The organism is Ruegeria sp. AB7 (assembly GCF_056542625.1).
Genome location: NZ_JBQGAC010000005.1, coordinates 25,681 through 42,000, shown reverse-complemented (window position 1 = coordinate 42,000; position 16,320 = coordinate 25,681). Strand labels below are relative to the sequence as shown.

The window sequence follows — 16,320 nt, the reverse complement described above, 5'->3', positions numbered from 1 at the left end:
AAAAACCAATCGGCATCTGGCAGCGCGCGGCGCGTCCCTGTAGGGTCGCGCCATGTCCTTGCCCCAAGTCACATTTTCCGAAGATCAGGCTGCCGCTTTTGACAACATTGCCGAGATGTTGCGAGGCGCCGGAGTAGACCTTGAAGACGACGCTCTGCTGAAACTGCCCGGCAACGGAAAGTCTGGTGTGATGGCTGTTATTGGCAAGGCTGGATCGGGCAAAACCCTGTTGCTGGCAGAGCTTTACAAAGCTTTGGCCGAGACGGGGGTCAACCTGATCTCGGGTGATTTCGAAAGCCGCAAATCCCGCGACAAGCGCAGCCTTGCGATCCTCGCGCCGACGAACAAGGCCGCCAGCGTATTGCGGCTGCGTGGGGTGCCCGCGACCACGATCCACCGTATCCTCTATACGCCTGTTTACGACCCTGAATACGAGCGGATCGCCGAATGGCTAGCGGGCAATGACGAACGGCCCGAGATCGAAGGGCTGACAGACGAAGCGCTGGACCGCGCAGCCGCGTTCTACGCCAACAACAAATCCATCCCCGGTGCGCTGGCCGCTGCTGGGTTGCGCGGTTCGGATTTCATCACCGGCTGGAAACGTCGGGAAGAGCCGCTGGATATCGGTTTTGTGGACGAAGCCTCGATGCTAGACGACCGGCAATTCGAGGATCTAAAGGAAATCTTTCCAACCTTGTTGCTATTTGGTGACCCGGCGCAGTTGGCGCCGGTTAACCAATCAGGCTCGATGGTGTTCGACGGGTTGCCAGAGCCGCGCAAACAAATCCTGCATCGCGTGCATCGGCAAACTGCGGATAACCCGATCCTAGACCTCGCCCATGCTCTATCCGATCCGGCCATGGGGTTTGAGGATTTCGAACGTCTGATCGAGGACACTGCCCGAAAGGATGACCGCGTTGTCTGGGGACAGCGGGTAGAAGTTGATCTGATGGCGCGCAGCCCGGTTCTTGTCTGGCGCAATGCGACCCGAATCCGGCTGATTCAGGCGTTCCGCACCGTACATGGCGCGCCGGAAACTGAACTACTGGAAGGGGAACCGTTGATTTGTGACGGCATTGAGCTGCCGTTGAAGCACCGCAAAAAGCGGCTGGACCTTGAGGCGCGCGGGCTGATCAAAGGCGCACAGGTCATCTATCTTGGCCCTGGTCGCAAGCCGGGTTTTTCGCGGTTGCATGTGATGGGGGCCGAAGACCCTCAGGTCTCGGCGGCGTCGATCGTGCAGATTGAAAAGCCCGATGAGGAGGAGCCGTTCATTCCCTATGCTGCCCGTATGGGGGCAACGTTCCTGCATGGTGCCGCTGTGACGATCCATAAGGCGCAAGGGTCGCAATGGGACACGGTTCAGGTCTTTGCGCCAGACATCTACGCAGCCGCCCGCATGGGCCGTACTGAGGCCGGGCAACCGTTGTGGAAGCGCTTAGCTTATGTCGCCATAACCCGCGCACAGGAGAGGCTAATCTGGGTAGTGCGGAACCGCTTGTCGAAACCGACCCACCCGTTGCGTGTGGATGACCTGCGTGCGGTTGCGGCACCATCCCTGACATTGGAGGCGGAAGAGACATGAAGACGATCATCGTGACCGGCGCAAGCTCGGGCATAGGCCGCGCCACCGCCGAGCTGTTTCTGTCAGAAGGATGGACTGTCGGGCTTCTGGCCCGCAGCGCTGACAAACTTCATGCTATGGCACAGCATAACGCCTCGGCGATCCCGCTGGTTGCCGATGTGACTGACCCGGATGCCGTTGCAAACGCCTTTACTGCATTCACCCGACAGACCGGGCGACTGGACGTGCTGTTCAACAATGCCGGGATTTTTGCCCCTGGTGGCACCATCGACGAGATCGCGCTTGAGGATTGGTACGGCTCGGTCAATGTGAACCTGAACGGCATGTTCCTGTGTGCACGGACTGCATTTGCTGCAATGCGGGCTCAGGCGCCGCAGGGGGGGCGCATCATAAACAACGGTTCAATCGCTGCTCATGTGCCGCGCCCGAACTCGGTGCATTATTCTGCGACGAAACACGCGATTACCGGTCTGACGCGCAGCCTGTCTCTGGACGGGCGGAGTTTTGGAATTGCCTGTGGTCAGATCGACATCGGAAATGCGCGCACCCCGATGGTGCAAGGGCTGGTCGATGAGGCACTTGCCGAAGGCCGCGACCCTGATCCCACCATGGATGTCGGGGATGCCGCCCGCTCGGTACTGCATATGGCCGAACTGCCGCCTGAGGCGAATGTGCAATTCATGACCGTTATGGCCACGACCATGCCCTATATCGGTCGCGGGTGACGATCAGTTCTCGCGCAGTAGGCGGAAGGCTGTCGAAGCGCCCCAACCGGCGGCAATCGCGATGGCCAGTGACATAAGCCCGTACCAAATGGGTTGTTCGCGCGACATCGCGTACAAGAACCGCTCAAGCCCGACTTTGCGTACTCCGATCGAGGTTTCAAAGGTCGAGACCACCTTTCCGTCTCGTGTCAGGAAGATACGGGCGCTGTAGTCGCCTTCGGTTAGGTCAGACGGCATGTCGATTGATGTGCGGAACAACGTCTGTTCGTCCACAGCCACTGTGTTTTCCCGGATCGAGTACAGCCCTTCATCTTCGCGGATGCGGATGACCGCCTCGGAAAAATCCTGTGCGCCCTGAATGCTCATGTCCGCACCGACCGACCGGATGGCACGCTCGATCGAAACCTTATAGCGTAGGTCTTCGGTCTGGGTCAGAACCTCGGAAAACGGGGCGCTGGTGGCAACGGCGTAAAAGCTTGGAGCCAGATCAACAACAAGGCTGTCGGTATTCACCCAGATCCCGAACCGTTTCTCTTTGCGGCGTACGGTGACAGGTTCGGATGGGCCGACCACCGATACGATGACCTCAAGCGGTGGACCGTCCGGGATCGGGGCTTCGCGCTTTACCGCGCCGAAAACCAGTATTTCGGATCCGTCAAAATTGGCGGTAATCGACACCCGATCCTGACTTAGGCCCAGAACAACCTGTTCTTCGGCTGCGTAGGCTGGCAGGCAGATCAGACAAAGAAGAGCAATCAGGCGTAGCATCTTAGTGCCCTCCCGCATCGCCAAGCGAATACAGCTCGGCGGGTTGAAGCAGAAGATCAAGCGCCAGCTTGCCGCAGACGACAAGCACCAGAGCCGCCAACAAAACGCGCAGTTGTTCAGCCGGCATTCGGGCACCGATGACTGTTCCGATTTGGGCACCAACTACGCCACCGACGAGTAGAAGAACCGCCAACACGACATCAACTGTATAGTTGGTGGTGGCGTGCAGCATAGTGGTAAAGGCGGTTACAAAGATGATCTGAAACAGCGAAGTTCCGACAACAACCTTGGTCGGCATGCCCAATAGGTAGATCATCGCGGGCACCATGATAAACCCGCCGCCGACACCCATGATAGCAGACAGGACACCGACAAACAGGCCTACGACAAGCGGTGGAATGACCGAGATGTACAGGCCCGACGTCCGAAACCGTATCTTGAACGGCATGGCGTGCACCCAACCGCGCTGGCGTCGTTTCGGAGGCGGCGTGCCGCCTTTCCGCGTTTTTCTAATCGCGTTCAGGCTTTCGACAAACATCAGACTGCCGATGATGCCCAGAAATACGACATAGCAAAGTTTGACCAGCAGATCGACCTGACCGAGGCTCTTGAGATAGTTGAAGACAACAACACCCAACGCAGCGCCTGTCAGCCCTCCGACCAAAAGGACTGTACCCATTTTAAGGTCCACGGTTCGGCGCCTGAAATGCGCCAGCACCCCAGAAAATGATGAAGCAACAATCTGGTTTGCCTCGGTTGCAACCGCAACCGCAGGCGGAATGCCGATGAAGAACAGCAGTGGGGTCATCAAAAACCCACCGCCAACGCCAAACATTCCAGACAGAATGCCCACCATTCCACCCAGTCCAAACAGTAGAAACGCGTTTACGGATACTTCGGCAATCGGGAGGTAAATCTGCATGGCTTCTTCTAGACAGGAGAGGCCGTACCACGCGGTGTGGCAAAGCCATTGGTAACATAAATCTCAACAGACGAAGCGCGCGTGCCAGGTGGGGCCATCTAGTTGTTTCCGTGGCTCAACCTGAAAATAGTCGATAGCATGGCTGCGGAACTGATGCGGGACACGTCCATACCCCCTTAGAGCGGTTGCGGCATACAAAATCAACTCTGTATGCCGCTTTGCAGCAAACAGGACTGAGGGGCAGTCCTGAACTGGCTCTATCAGCGTTCCTTTACATATGGTTCGCCGCCTGCGCGTGGCGGTATGGCCTTGCCGACGAACCCGGCAAGAATCACCACGGTCAGGATATAGGGCAGAGCGTCCATGACCTGCACCGGGATCACGACCCCGCCCAAATCGATGTTCTGGAACCGCAAGGCAATGGCCTGCAACAGCCCGAACAACAGGCATGCCCACATCGCGTGCCACGGACGCCATTTTGCAAAGATCAGAGCAGCCAGTGCGATAAATCCGCGCCCGGCGGTCATCTCTTTCACAAAGCCTGCTTGCAGCGCGGTGGCCAGGTAGGCACCTGCGATGCCGCAAAGTACGCCGCAAATCGCAACCGCTGCGTAGCGGAGACCTACAACCGAAACTCCAGCAGTATCCACCGCCGCAGGATTCTCTCCGACCGCGCGCAGACGCAGCCCGAACCGGGTGCGGAACAGAATCCACCAAGTCAGTGGCACCATAAGGAAAGCCACGTACACCAGAATGGAATGGCCAGACAGAAGCTCGGAATAGGCCATATGCAGCGCATTGGTTTCAGACATCAGCTCGGAAACCGGACGGCCTGTCAGTTCGGCGTCAGCTGGTCCGATCGCATAAGGGAATTCTGCGGATTCAAACCGCCCTTCACCGAACAATGATGGCGTACGACCACCCTGCTTGAACCAGCTTTGGGCGACAAGAACGGTCATACCTGAGGCGAGAAAGTTGATCGCAACCCCCGAGATCAGCTGATTGCCCCGAAACGTGATCGACGCAAACCCGTGTAGCGCCGAAAGGACCAGAGATGCCGCGATCCCGGCCAGCAATCCCAGCCACACCGAACCGGTTACGGCGGCGACGGCAGCCGAGAAGAATGCTGACATCAGCATCTTGCCTTCAAGGCCGATGTCGAAGATGCCCGCGCGCTCGGAGTATAGTCCGGCCAGGCAGGCAAGCAGCAGAGGCGTAGCCAGTCGGATGGTCGAATCCAGAACCTGGATGAGTGTCAGGAAGAAATCCATCAGGCCGACCCCTTCCGAAGCGCCATGAACAGCTTTTCAAGCGGCATGCGCACCATGTTGTCCAGTGCTCCGGTAAACAGAATGACCAGCGCTTGGATGACCACGATCAGTTCGCGCGGAATCGATGTCCAAAGCGCCAGTTCGGCCCCGCCCTGATACAGAAACCCAAACAGAATAGCGGCTAGAAATACCCCGAATGGATGCGACCGACCCATCAGTGCCACGGCAATTCCAATGAAACCCGCGCCTTCGGTTGCGTTCAGCACCAACCGCTCGGCTTCGCCCATCACGTTGTTGACTGCCATCAGGCCCGCCAGAGCGCCCGAGATCAGCATGGCAATAATCGTGATGCGTACAGGCGAGATACCGGCGTAGACGGCACCGGTTTCCGAATGGCCGTAGGCGCGGATTTCATAGCCCAACCGAGTTCGCCAGATCAGCGCCCAGACAACAAAACACGCAAGGATTGCGACGAAGAACGAGATGTTGGCAGGCGCACCTCGGAAAACGATGTTTTCGGCGCTCGAGAACATCGACTGGAAAGTCGGGAGATGCACTGCCTCGGGGAAACGAGCCGTTGCTGGGTCTTGCGACCCTTGCGGGCGCATGACGTTGACCAGCATGTAATTCAGGAAAGCGGCAGCGATGAAATTGAACATGATCGTGGTGATCACGATATGGCTGCCCCGCTTCGCCTGCAGATAGGCCGGGATCGCGGCCCAGGCTGCACCGAAGATCATCGAAGCAGCACAGGCGGCCAGCAAAGCTATTGTCCAATGCGGCCAAGGGACCGATAGACAGACGATGGCAACGCCCAGTCCGCCCAGCATGGCCTGACCCTCGCCGCCGATGTTGAACAAGCGCGCGTGAAAGGCAACTGCAACCGCGAGTCCGGTGAAGATGAAGTTCGTTGCGTAATAAAGTGTATAGCCCCAGCCGTAGGTTGACCCTAGGGCCCCAGTGACCATCAGATTTACCGCCTCAAGCGGATCTTCCCCGATGGCAAGGATGACGATTGCCGAAAGGATTGTGGCCAGAAGCAGACTGATTAGCGGGATCAGCACCACATCGGCCCATTTGGGCATTTTATCCATGGTTCAGGCGGCCTCTCCTGCAACACCGGCCATCAGCAGGCCTAGTTCTTTTTCATCCGTCTCGGCGGGCAGACGCTCGCCCATGATATGTCCGTCAAACATGACCGCGATCCGGTCCGAGAGTGAGAAGATCTCTTCCAGCTCGACCGAGACCAGCAAGATTGCTTTGCCCTGATCCCTCAAGGCGACGATCTGTTTATGAATGAACTCGATGGCACCGATATCCACGCCGCGTGTGGGCTGGCCCACCAGCAGCAGATCGGGATTGCGCTCGATTTCTCGTGCAACGACGATTTTCTGTTGATTGCCGCCCGAGAAGCTTTTCGCCGTCAGCCAGCCATTGGGCGGGCGCACATCGAACTTCTCGATCTTGGCTTCGGTGTCGGCACGCAGGGCAGCGTTGTCCATGAACAGCCCGCGTTTGTAAGCAGGGTCGCGGTGGTAGCCGAACGCCACGTTCTCCCACGCGTGAAAATCCATGATCAGACCTTCGCGCTGCCGATCCTCGGGGACATGAGCGATATGTCGGGCGCGCCGCGCTTGCCCGTCCGATCCGGGGCCGTGCAACGCCAGAGGTTCGCCGTTCAGTTTGATCGAGCCTACCCCGGGTCGCATACCGCCCAAAACTTCAAGCAGTTCGGACTGCCCGTTGCCAGCAACGCCCGCGATGCCAACGATCTCACCCGCACGAACGGTTAGGTCGATGCCTTTGACACGCTCGACACCGGCCGAATCGGTGACGCTGAGGTTTTCGATTTCCAGAACCGGTTTGCCCGGCTGTGCAGGCACCTTATCAACCTGTAGCAAGACCTTGCGGCCAACCATCAATTCGGCCAGTGCCTGCGGATTGGTATCAGCTGTTTTGACGGTGGCGGTCATCTCACCACGGCGCATAACCGAAACCGTATCGGTGTTCTCCATGATTTCGCGCAGCTTGTGCGTGATCACGATGATTGTTTTACCCTCGGACCGCAGCCGGTCGAGAATGCGAAACAGCTGGTCCGCCTCGGCAGGGGTAAGAACGCCCGTGGGTTCGTCCAGAATCAGAATTTCGGCCTTGCGGTAGAGCGCCTTGAGAATCTCAACCCGCTGCTGCATGCCCACACCGATCTCATCGATGCGTTTGTCAGGGTCGACGAACAGTTCGTATTCTTCCTCTAGATCTTTCAGCTCTTTCCGGGCTTTCGCCAGCGACGGAGCCAACAGCCCACCGTCTTCCGCACCCAGAACGATGTTTTCCAGAACGGTGAAATTCTCGACCAGTTTGAAATGCTGAAACACCATCCCGATGCCCGAGGCGATCGCCGCCTGGCTGTCAGGGATGTCGGTCTTGGTGCCGTTGATCCAGATTTCGCCTTTGTCGGCTTTGTAAAATCCGTAGAGGATGCTCATCAGCGTGGATTTGCCCGCTCCGTTTTCACCGATGATCCCGTGGATCGCTCCGCGGGCGACGCTGATGGAAATATCTTTATTAGCCTGAACCGGCCCAAAGGCTTTGGAAATCCCTTTGAGTTCAATGGCGGGGACGGTCATATCTTGTCCTTGGGTTGCCGAAAGGGCCGCATGCGGCAGAGTGGTGCAGGGCGGAGGCCATGGCCCCCGCCCCCAGTTACATCAGAACTGCAGTGCAGGGCAGCTGTCGTTCTCGTAGTAGCTGACAACGGTTACGTTGCCATCGATGATGTCGCGACGGGCACTTTCAATGGCCGAGCTCATTTCTTCGCTCACCAGTTCCGCGTTGTTTTCATCCATCGCAACGCCAACGCCATCTTGTGCAAGACCCATGGTGTAAACACCGGTCTGGACGTCTTCGCCAGCTTTCATGGCGTCATATACAGCAACGTCCACACGCTTGAGCATCGAGGTCAGGACCTTGCCCGGGTGCAGGTGGTTCTGGTTGCTATCGACACCGATTGACAGGATGCCTTCGTCGGCTGCGGTTTGCAGAACGCCAACACCGGTACCGCCCGCAGCGGCGTAAATCACGTCAGCACCCTGGCTGATCTGTGCTTTGGTCAACTCCGAGCCCTTCACCGGGTCGTTCCATGCTGCAGGGGTGGTGCCTGTCATATTGGCAACAACGTTGATGTCCGGGTTTACGGACTTCGCGCCTTGTGCATAACCACAACCAAAGTGACGGATCAGAGGGATATCCATACCACCGATAAAGCCCACTGTGCCGGATTGGGACGCCATCGCCGCCATCATGCCGACCAGGTATGATCCTTCATGTTCGGCAAATCCGATCTGGCGAATGTTCGGGGCTTCCAGCCAGGTCACGTCGACCGCAACGAATTTGGTATCCGGATAGTCACCTGCCACTGCAGCCAATGGATCGGCCATGGCGAAGCCCATTGTGATAATCGGGTTTGCGCCTGCTTCGGCAAAGCGGCGAAGCGCCTGTTCGCGTTGCGCTTCCGACTGAAGCTCGATCTCGCGATAGCTTTTGCCGGTCTGTTCCGCCCAACGCTGAGCGCCATTATGCGCGGCTTCGTTGAACGATTTGTCGAACTTGCCACCCAGATCAAAGATAAGGGCCGGTTCTGCCATAGCAGCACCTGCTGTTAGTGCAACCGCAGCGGCTGCGCCCATCAAGGATTTCATAAATGTCATTTGTTACTCCCGTTGGCTGTTATCGGTCCGGGGCTTAATCCCCCGGTACCCACTCAGAGCGAGCATACCTGTTGTGATGGCGGGAATTGAAGCTGTTTGCAACAGCTTCGGTCAACACATTTTTGACCATATGGTCTAAAAAAGCGAATATTTTTCGCTCAAGGGGCGTTCCATGACGATCGCATCGGCGTTTGGGCCACTTTTGCGATGATAATAGGCTGCGCGATTGCCGCATGGCGTGTATCCGCTGGTTTGGTACAGAGATATCGCCGAATGGTTATCTGAGGCAACGTCCAGAAATGCACGGATTGCACCGAGTTCTCGTGCCTTGGCGTGCCAGTCTGCCATGATGCGCCGCGCCAGCCCGCGTCTTTGATAGTCTGGACGTGTCGCGATCGTGAGCAGCTCGGCCTCTTCGCCGATCACTTGAATGAGGGCGAAAGACCGTTTGTCGCCAACAACATGGGTAAAGCGATTGGCAATCAGATTGCTGAATTCTTCAGCGCTCCACGGGCGTGACTGCGTGAAGGCTGCGGCGTGGGTTTCTGCCATGTCCTGTGGTGTCATTCGTCCAAAAGCACCGGTGGTACATCGCTGGAGGGAGCCGCATCTGCAGGGCGGACATAAAGCGGAGCAGGTGGCGCTTGAACTGTCGTCCAACGACCAGCAGCCACCTGGGCGATCGCACGGGCCTGCTGTTCTGGGTCCTCGCAGAAATACAAGGGACCAATATCGTCAGTGGCATGACGTGAGGTCAGGTAAGGCGCGCGCCCCTTAGGCTGCACATAAACCTGATCGCGCGGTGCAGCTATCGCCGGGAGATGCCCGTCGGGCGCAATTTCCGCAACTGCATCAAACCCCGACACCCCAACCGCCGGCACACCAAGCCCAAGCGCCAACCCGCGCGCTGCGGATACCGAGATTCGGATGCCGGTGAAATTCCCGGGGCCGATTCCGACGGCGATCGCATCAAGGTGCCGCCATGTGCAATTGTTCCGGGTCAGGATTTCTTCAAGCAAGGGCATCAACCGTTCCGCCTGCCCACGAGTCATCGCCTCGGCGTGCGATGCGATAATCTTGCCCTCTCGCAGCAAAGCGGCCGCGCAATGCGCGGCCGATGTATCGAATGCCAAAATCGTCGGTTCAGACGGCAACAGGGCGAACCTCGGTCACTTCGGGGATGTAGTGACGCAACAGGTTCTCGATCCCCATTTTCAGCGTTAGGGTCGAGGAAGGACAGCCCGCGCAGGCTCCCTGCATGTGCAGATAAACAACGCCGCGGTCGAAGCCGTGGAAGGTGATGTCACCGCCGTCCTGAGCCACAGCAGGACGCACGCGGCTATCCAGCAGATCTTTGATCTGGTTGACAATCTCTGCATCTTCGCCGGTGTGTTCAGCGTGGCCCGAGGCGGTCTCTGCGCCTGCGCCCATAACCGGTTGGCCGGACTGGTAATGCTCCATCACAGCGCCGAGAATTGCGGGCTTGATGTGATCCCACTGCACGTCATCAGATTTGGTTACCGTGACAAAATCGTTGCCGAAGAACACGCCTGTTACGCCGTTTACACCGAATATGCGTTTGGCGAGCGGAGATTTTTCTGCAGCGTCGGCGCTTGGAAAATCAGCGGTGCCTGCTTCCAGAACCGTCTGGCCGGGTAGGAATTTTAGTGTGGCCGGGTTGGGTGTGGACTCGGTTTGAATGAACATGGCGCGGCTCCGTCTAAGATGCACCTGATATGCGCGTCCGTGCGGGGGAAGTCAAGATTTGGAACCGTTCTAAATTGCGGCGGCGTAAGAAATCGCATCATCCAGACGATCATCACCCCAGAACAGCTCGTCCCCAATAACGAAACTCGGCGCACCAAAGATGTGTTTAGCCTTGGCCTGAGTAACTTGCTCGAACAAGGCAGCCTTGATCGCGGGGTCGCTTATCCGATCCATCAGATCAGTCGAAACGCCAGATTTGGTAAGGCACTCAACCAGAACCGCCGGATTCGATATATCACGACCGGAACCAAACTGCGCAGAATAGACAGTGCGTACAAAGGCTGCCCGTTGATCAGCTGGTTCGATCGCCAGCGCTAGCCTTGCTGCTTTCAAGCTGTTTTGCGGAAATGGCTCAGGCCGCCGAAAAGGTAAATCGCGCGCGACGCAAAGCCGTTCCATGTCCCGCCACATGTACCGACCTTTTGCAGGGTAGAGGTTGAACGGCGAGTTTTTCCATCCCTGTTCAGCAAAGATCGGCCCCAGAAGGAATGGGTGCCATTCTACGGCAACTCCATATTCCGAAGCCGCCTGCTGGATACGCATCGCGCTGAGATAAGAATAGGTCGATGCGAAGTCGAACCAAAACTGCAGCTTCGCGGACATAAATTCACCTCAGGTGATGGCTTCCAGCTTCTCTTTGCTCAGATCGCCGGGCACGATAGTAATAGGAATGGGCAAACTTCCAGAGTTCCGGGTCAGTTGTGTCACCAACGGTCCGGGGCCTTTTTTGTCAGTACCTGCACCCAGAACCAATACGCCGATCTCGGGATCGGATTGGACATGTTCAATGATTTCGGCCACCGGATCGCCTTCACGGATTGCCAATTCGGGCTCGACACCCTGTTTGTCGCGCATCCATTTGGCGAACACCTCGAAATGGGCGTGAATACGTTCACGCGCTTCTTCGCGCATCACCTCGGCAACACCGATCCAGTGGTTGAATTCGTCCGGTGGAATTACCGAAAGAACCGTAACCCCGCCGCCAGTATGTGCCGCACGCATAGCGGCAAAGCGCATGGCGTTCAGACATTCGCGGCTGTCGTCCAGAACGACTAGGAACTTGCGCATGTTTGTCCTCGTTTGTTTTCGGGATCATGCCTCACAGGGTAAGCAGTGGCAACTGAAACAGAAAAGGAGCAGATCAGCAATTGCTTGCAGCCCAATCCCAGTACATCTCGCGTGTGCGACGGGCGATTGGGCCCACCTGATACTGGATGTCATCCAGCGCGGTGATTGGCGTCACTTTGCTCATGTTACCGCTCATGAACACTTCGTCCGCGTCGTGAAAGTCATCGAAACTCAGCACGGTTTCATGCACGGTTACCCCGTCGGCGCGCAGGTTCTTAATATGCCGCGCGCGTGTAATCCCGGCCAAGAATGTCCCATTGGGGATTGGAGTAAAAACCTCACCATCGCGCGCCATGAAGATATTTGCGGTCGCAGTCTCGGCCACATGCCCCATCGCGTCGGCCACAAGGGCGTTTGAAAAGCCCTTGCTGCGTGCCTCCTGCAACATCCGGGCATTGTTCGGATACAGGCACCCTGCCTTTGCGTTGACCACAGCGGATTCCAGAACAGGGCGGCGGAACCGAGTGGTTGTCAGCGTCGCCGAGGCGGTTTTGGGTGCCATTGGGATTTCTTCAAGACAGATGGCAAAGCCAGTGCTGTTTTCCTGAGGGACGATGGCGGTGTGATCCCCGTCGATGCCCCAATACATGGGGCGAATGTAAACGGCGGTGTCAGGTGCGTAACTTTGCAACCCTTCGTGAACTAGATCGACCATCTGTTCGGTTGTTACAGAAGGTGTCAGCATCAGCGCCTCGGCTGAACGGTTCACGCGGGCACAATGGGCATCCAGATCCGGGGTCATACCATCAAAGTACCGGGCTCCGTCAAACACCGATGAGCCCAGCCATGCGCCATGGTCAGCAGCGCGCATGATCGGTGCGTCCCCGTCATGCCATTGGCCGTTGAAATAGGTGCGGATGTTTTTGCCGACTGCCATTGCGCCCTCCCTCAAGCTTCGGGGAAACCTAGGTTGGGGCTGACGCAAGGTCCAGCAGATTATCCATGGTGCTGAGGCAGCGCTTCGCGTTTGACCATGGTGCGCAAAGCGAAGTTTGATCGTAGGTTTCGAATGCCCGAAATTTTCATAAGCCGGTTTTCCAGAAATGCATCAAACGCATTGAGGTCTTTGGCAACCACGCGCAGCAGAATGTCGCGTGATCCGGTCATAAGGTAGCATTCCATCACCTCGTCGCAGCGACGAATCGCCTTTTCGAAGGAATCGATGGCGTTGCGATCCTGTTTCTCCAACTCGACAGACACAAAGATTGTAACGCCGAATCCAAGCCGCTCGGGGTCGACCTGTGCGGCGTAGCCGGTGATAATCCCGTCCCGTTGCAGCCGATCCAAACGCCGTGCGCAGGGTGTCGGGGACAGCCCGACATGCTCCGCCAAATCGATGACAGTCATACGGCCATCGTTTTGAAGGGCGCGGATTATCTTGGAATCGATATCATCCATGGCGAAAAACTCCACAAAAGTTTTCAATTTTAGATGTTAGCACCAAAAATTTCCCTGATATAGTGACAAAAGGGTGAAAATCACTCGACGATAGGTGGCAAACTCTCGGAAGCACTCCGGAGGAGAAGAATGGACATCACCATCGTAGACGCGCCAGAGCACGAGCGCGTGGTCGAATTCAAAGATAACTCACTTGGTCTATTGGGCTACATCGCGATCCACTCAACGCAACGTGGCCCCGCTGCGGGCGGTGTGCGTATGCGCCCTTACGGCCACCCAGCCGAGGCCCTGGACGATGCTTTGCGACTGGCAAGGGGCATGACGTTCAAGAACGCCGCGGCTGATCTGCCGCTCGGGGGAGGCAAGGCTGTCATTATCGGGGATCCTCATGAGGATAAATCACCTGAACTTTTGCGGGCCTTTGGGCGCGTGATTCAAGGTTTGAACGGTCTGTACTGGACGGCAGAAGATATGGGTATGACGCCTGCAGATATGGCGCATATCGGGTCTGAAACCGAATTTGTGGCTGGGCTGGCGGAAGGTGAGTTCGCCAGCGGTGATCCGTCTCCGATAACGGCGCGCGGGATATTCAATGCTATCCGGGTGACAGCGCAGCACCGGTTTGGATTTTCTGGCCTGAAAGGCCTGACTGTATCGGTTCAGGGGCTTGGCCATGTAGGCGAGCATTTGTGCCAGTTGTTGCACGATTCTGGTGCGCAGTTAATCGTAACTGACATCGACACCCGGCAAGCGGCCCGCGTGGCCGAACGGTTTGCGGCACGGGTCGTTGCACCCGATGAGATCTACGGCATTGAAGCGGATATCTTTGCGCCTTGTGCGATCGGCGGCATCCTGAACGAAACGAGTATTCCATTACTGAAAGTCGGCGCTGTGGCCGGAGGGGCAAATAATCAGTTGTCCAGCGATCGGGACGCGCAGTTGCTCCACGAGCGTGGCATTCTTTACGCCCCTGACTTCGTCGCCAATGGCGGTGGTATCGTGAATGTGGCGACGGAAATCCTGCGTGTCGCAGAGCGTGAAGCTTGGGTCGCCGGTAGGTTGCAGGCGCTGGAGCAGACGATGGATCGCATCCTGACACGGGCCAAAGCCGAAGCGGTCAGCCCGCACGAAGTTGCGGAATCCATCGTGCACGAGATGCTGAGCCTGCAGGCGGCATAAGAGCCGACGGAACGAAAAACGCAGCCCGAGAAAGGGCGGCGTTCTTTTTTGGATTGCGATCGCGTGGTCAGGACTTGCCCGCGCCGACCATCCCGACAATCTCGTAGGTCTGCTGCAGAATCGGGGCCGCGATTGCACGTGCCCGTTCAGCACCTCGGGCGAGAATCTGATCAATCTCGGCCTCTTCGCCCATCAGGCGCGCCATTTCGGTTGAAATGGGTGAGAGTTTCGAGACCGCAAGTTCTGCCAACATTGGCTTGAACTCACCGAATTGCTTCCCGCCAACCTCAGCCAGCACTTGTGCGGCCGTCTGGTCGCTAAGCGCGGCATAGATATTCACCAGATTGCGCGCCTCAGGACGGTCTTCAAGGCCATCGACCTCCGATGGCAAAGCGTCCGGGTCGGTCTTGGCTTTACGGATCTTCTTGGCGATGGCGTCGGCATCATCGGTCATGTTGATCCGCGTCATATCAGACGGGTCTGACGACGACATCTTCCGGGACCCGTCACGCAGGTTCATCACACGGGGCGCAGGCCCACCGATGACCGGTTCGGTTACCGGAAAGAAATCGACGCCATAGTCATGGTTGAACTTGATTGCGATGTCGCGCGTCAGTTCCAGATGTTGCTTCTGGTCTTCACCAACAGGCACATGGGTCGCGTGATAGACCAGAATGTCTGCCGCCATCAGGGCAGGATAGGCGAACAGACCCAGCGAAGCATTCTGCGCATTCTTACCGGCCTTGTCCTTGAATTGCGTCATCCGCTGCATCCAGCCGATCCGGGCGATACAGTTGAAAATCCAGGCCAGCTGTGTGTGCTCGGGCACCTGGCTCTGATTGAACAGGATGGATTTCTCGGGATCCAGACCAGCGGCAATGAACCCCGCGCAAACTTCGCGGGTCTTTTCACGCAGACGATCCGGATCTTGCCAGACAGTAATCGCGTGGAGGTCGACCATGCAGTAGACGGTCTCGTATTCCGGCCCCTGCATATCCACGAAACGTTTAAGTGCACCCAGGTAATTACCCAAGTGCAGGTTTCCTGAAGGCTGGATGCCGGAAAACACGCGCGGCGTGAATTGGGTCTCGGTCATCGAAGGAAACTCCTGTCTGGAAAAATCAGCCCCCGTCGCTTACCCATGAGGCCAAGGGACGTCAACAGCCGCGAAAGGCCAGCCCAATGAGCAGTGAGCATTATACACCGCCCGTGAACCCTCTGCCGCCGGTCGTGGTGGCGCTGGTTCTGTTCATCATCGGGATTGAACTGATCTTCTTGCTTGGCAGCAGGGGCTTGGTCGGAGGGCCGACTGCTGTTGGTTGGCGCTTGGATGCGTTGCAGCAATATACGTTTTCGCCCGATATATTCGATTGGATGGTCCAGAACGGGCGCTGGCCGTTCGAACATGTGATCCGCTTTGTCACATATCCCTTTGTTCAGGCCAATTTCACACAAGCTGTGTTTGTCTGCGTGTTTGTTCTGGCGATGGGGAAGATGGTGGCTGAGGTCTTTGGCAGCGTCGCCATGCTGATCATATTCGTCTTGTCCGGTGTCGGCGGAGCGTTGGCCTATGCGGTGCTGTTGAACCCGCCATATCCACTGGTTGGCGGGTTTCCTCCGGTTTATGGGCTAATCGGCGCGTTCACTTGGCTGCTGTGGCGCAAGCTTTCTCTGGTGGGTGAAAACCAATCGCGCGCATTCAGCCTGATCGCGGTTCTTATGGGCATTCAGTTGCTGTTCGGTCTGATCTTCGGTGGGACCTCGGATTGGGTCGCCGATCTGGGCGGTTTTGCCACCGGGTTTGGTTTGTCTTTCTTTCTGGCTCCGGGTGGCTGGGCACGCATCCTCAGCAAAACGCGACGCGATTGAT

At 57.3% G+C, this 16,320-nt stretch carries 18 protein-coding genes; 4 read left to right on the top strand and 14 right to left on the bottom strand.

Features of this window, described 5'->3' with window-relative positions:
* The first annotated feature begins 52 nt into the window (after nucleotides 1–52).
* Nucleotides 53–1,585, top strand: a complete 1,533-nt coding sequence (locus ACR0EN_RS13710) for an AAA family ATPase (RefSeq protein WP_170566301.1) — start codon at nucleotides 53–55, stop codon at nucleotides 1,583–1,585.
* Entirely contained in the window at nucleotides 1,582–2,310 is a 729-nt protein-coding gene (locus tag ACR0EN_RS13705; protein WP_170612897.1) for an SDR family oxidoreductase, read from the top strand. Before ACR0EN_RS13710 ends, ACR0EN_RS13705 begins: the two co-directional genes overlap by 4 nt.
* Nucleotides 2,311–2,313: 3 nt before the next feature.
* On the opposite strand, the gene ACR0EN_RS13700 is transcribed toward ACR0EN_RS13705, so the two are convergent.
* The 13 genes from ACR0EN_RS13700 to ACR0EN_RS13640 all read right to left on the bottom strand — a co-directional run bounded on the left by ACR0EN_RS13700 (nucleotide 2,314) and on the right by ACR0EN_RS13640 (nucleotide 13,271).
* Nucleotides 2,314–3,078, bottom strand: coding sequence for a TIGR02186 family protein (locus ACR0EN_RS13700; RefSeq protein WP_170395832.1), 765 nt, complete (start codon nucleotides 3,076–3,078; stop codon nucleotides 2,314–2,316).
* Nucleotide 3,079: 1 nt separating this feature from the next.
* Entirely contained in the window at nucleotides 3,080–4,000 is a 921-nt protein-coding gene (locus ACR0EN_RS13695) for a sulfite exporter TauE/SafE family protein (RefSeq protein WP_480587247.1), read from the bottom strand.
* Between the two features lie 260 nt (nucleotides 4,001–4,260).
* On the bottom strand, nucleotides 4,261–5,271 hold the full coding sequence (locus tag ACR0EN_RS13690) for an ABC transporter permease (RefSeq protein ID WP_170423741.1): 1,011 nt from the start codon (nucleotides 5,269–5,271) through the stop codon (nucleotides 4,261–4,263).
* Nucleotides 5,271–6,365, bottom strand: a complete 1,095-nt coding sequence (locus ACR0EN_RS13685; protein ID WP_170395837.1) for an ABC transporter permease — start codon at nucleotides 6,363–6,365, stop codon at nucleotides 5,271–5,273. The genes ACR0EN_RS13690 and ACR0EN_RS13685 overlap by 1 nt, the downstream gene beginning before the upstream one ends.
* Nucleotides 6,366–6,368: 3 nt before the next feature.
* A complete protein-coding gene (locus ACR0EN_RS13680; protein ID WP_170395839.1) occupies nucleotides 6,369–7,898 on the bottom strand; it encodes an ABC transporter ATP-binding protein in 1,530 nt (509 codons plus the stop codon).
* 81 nt (nucleotides 7,899–7,979) lie between these two features.
* Nucleotides 7,980–8,978 (bottom strand): BMP family lipoprotein, encoded by a 999-nt coding sequence (locus tag ACR0EN_RS13675; RefSeq protein WP_480587244.1) that lies wholly within the window; start codon nucleotides 8,976–8,978, stop codon nucleotides 7,980–7,982.
* Between the two features lie 135 nt (nucleotides 8,979–9,113).
* Nucleotides 9,114–9,530 (bottom strand): GNAT family N-acetyltransferase, encoded by a 417-nt coding sequence (locus tag ACR0EN_RS13670; RefSeq protein ID WP_480587241.1) that lies wholly within the window; start codon nucleotides 9,528–9,530, stop codon nucleotides 9,114–9,116.
* 11 nt (nucleotides 9,531–9,541) lie between these two features.
* Nucleotides 9,542–10,132: a tRNA (adenosine(37)-N6)-threonylcarbamoyltransferase complex dimerization subunit type 1 TsaB gene (tsaB, locus tag ACR0EN_RS13665; RefSeq protein WP_480587238.1), complete on the bottom strand. Its 591-nt coding sequence runs from the start codon at nucleotides 10,130–10,132 to the stop codon at nucleotides 9,542–9,544.
* On the bottom strand, nucleotides 10,122–10,685 hold the full coding sequence (locus tag ACR0EN_RS13660; RefSeq protein WP_170395847.1) for a NifU family protein: 564 nt from the start codon (nucleotides 10,683–10,685) through the stop codon (nucleotides 10,122–10,124). Before ACR0EN_RS13660 ends, tsaB begins: the two co-directional genes overlap by 11 nt.
* A gap of 69 nt (nucleotides 10,686–10,754) precedes the next feature.
* On the bottom strand, nucleotides 10,755–11,348 hold the full coding sequence (locus ACR0EN_RS13655) for a DsbA family protein (protein WP_480587235.1): 594 nt from the start codon (nucleotides 11,346–11,348) through the stop codon (nucleotides 10,755–10,757).
* Between the two features lie 9 nt (nucleotides 11,349–11,357).
* The gene (locus tag ACR0EN_RS13650; protein ID WP_074736907.1) at nucleotides 11,358–11,813 is read right to left on the bottom strand and encodes a universal stress protein; all 456 of its coding nucleotides are present in this window, start codon (nucleotides 11,811–11,813) and stop codon (nucleotides 11,358–11,360) included.
* A gap of 73 nt (nucleotides 11,814–11,886) precedes the next feature.
* Nucleotides 11,887–12,750: a branched-chain amino acid aminotransferase gene (locus tag ACR0EN_RS13645; RefSeq protein WP_480587232.1), complete on the bottom strand. Its 864-nt coding sequence runs from the start codon at nucleotides 12,748–12,750 to the stop codon at nucleotides 11,887–11,889.
* 59 nt (nucleotides 12,751–12,809) lie between these two features.
* On the bottom strand, nucleotides 12,810–13,271 hold the full coding sequence (locus ACR0EN_RS13640) for an Lrp/AsnC family transcriptional regulator (RefSeq protein ID WP_170423751.1): 462 nt from the start codon (nucleotides 13,269–13,271) through the stop codon (nucleotides 12,810–12,812).
* A gap of 129 nt (nucleotides 13,272–13,400) precedes the next feature.
* Here ACR0EN_RS13640 and ACR0EN_RS13635 point away from each other — a divergent pair, with 129 nt between their 5' ends.
* Nucleotides 13,401–14,450 (top strand): Glu/Leu/Phe/Val dehydrogenase, encoded by a 1,050-nt coding sequence (locus ACR0EN_RS13635; protein ID WP_170626160.1) that lies wholly within the window; start codon nucleotides 13,401–13,403, stop codon nucleotides 14,448–14,450.
* 67 nt (nucleotides 14,451–14,517) lie between these two features.
* On the opposite strand, the gene trpS is transcribed toward ACR0EN_RS13635, so the two are convergent.
* Nucleotides 14,518–15,546, bottom strand: a complete 1,029-nt coding sequence (gene trpS / locus ACR0EN_RS13630) for a tryptophan--tRNA ligase (RefSeq protein WP_170423755.1) — start codon at nucleotides 15,544–15,546, stop codon at nucleotides 14,518–14,520.
* A gap of 86 nt (nucleotides 15,547–15,632) precedes the next feature.
* Between trpS and ACR0EN_RS13625 the strand changes: the two genes are divergently transcribed.
* A complete protein-coding gene (locus ACR0EN_RS13625) occupies nucleotides 15,633–16,319 on the top strand; it encodes a rhomboid family intramembrane serine protease (protein ID WP_170423757.1) in 687 nt (228 codons plus the stop codon).
* Nucleotide 16,320 lies beyond the last annotated feature (1 nt).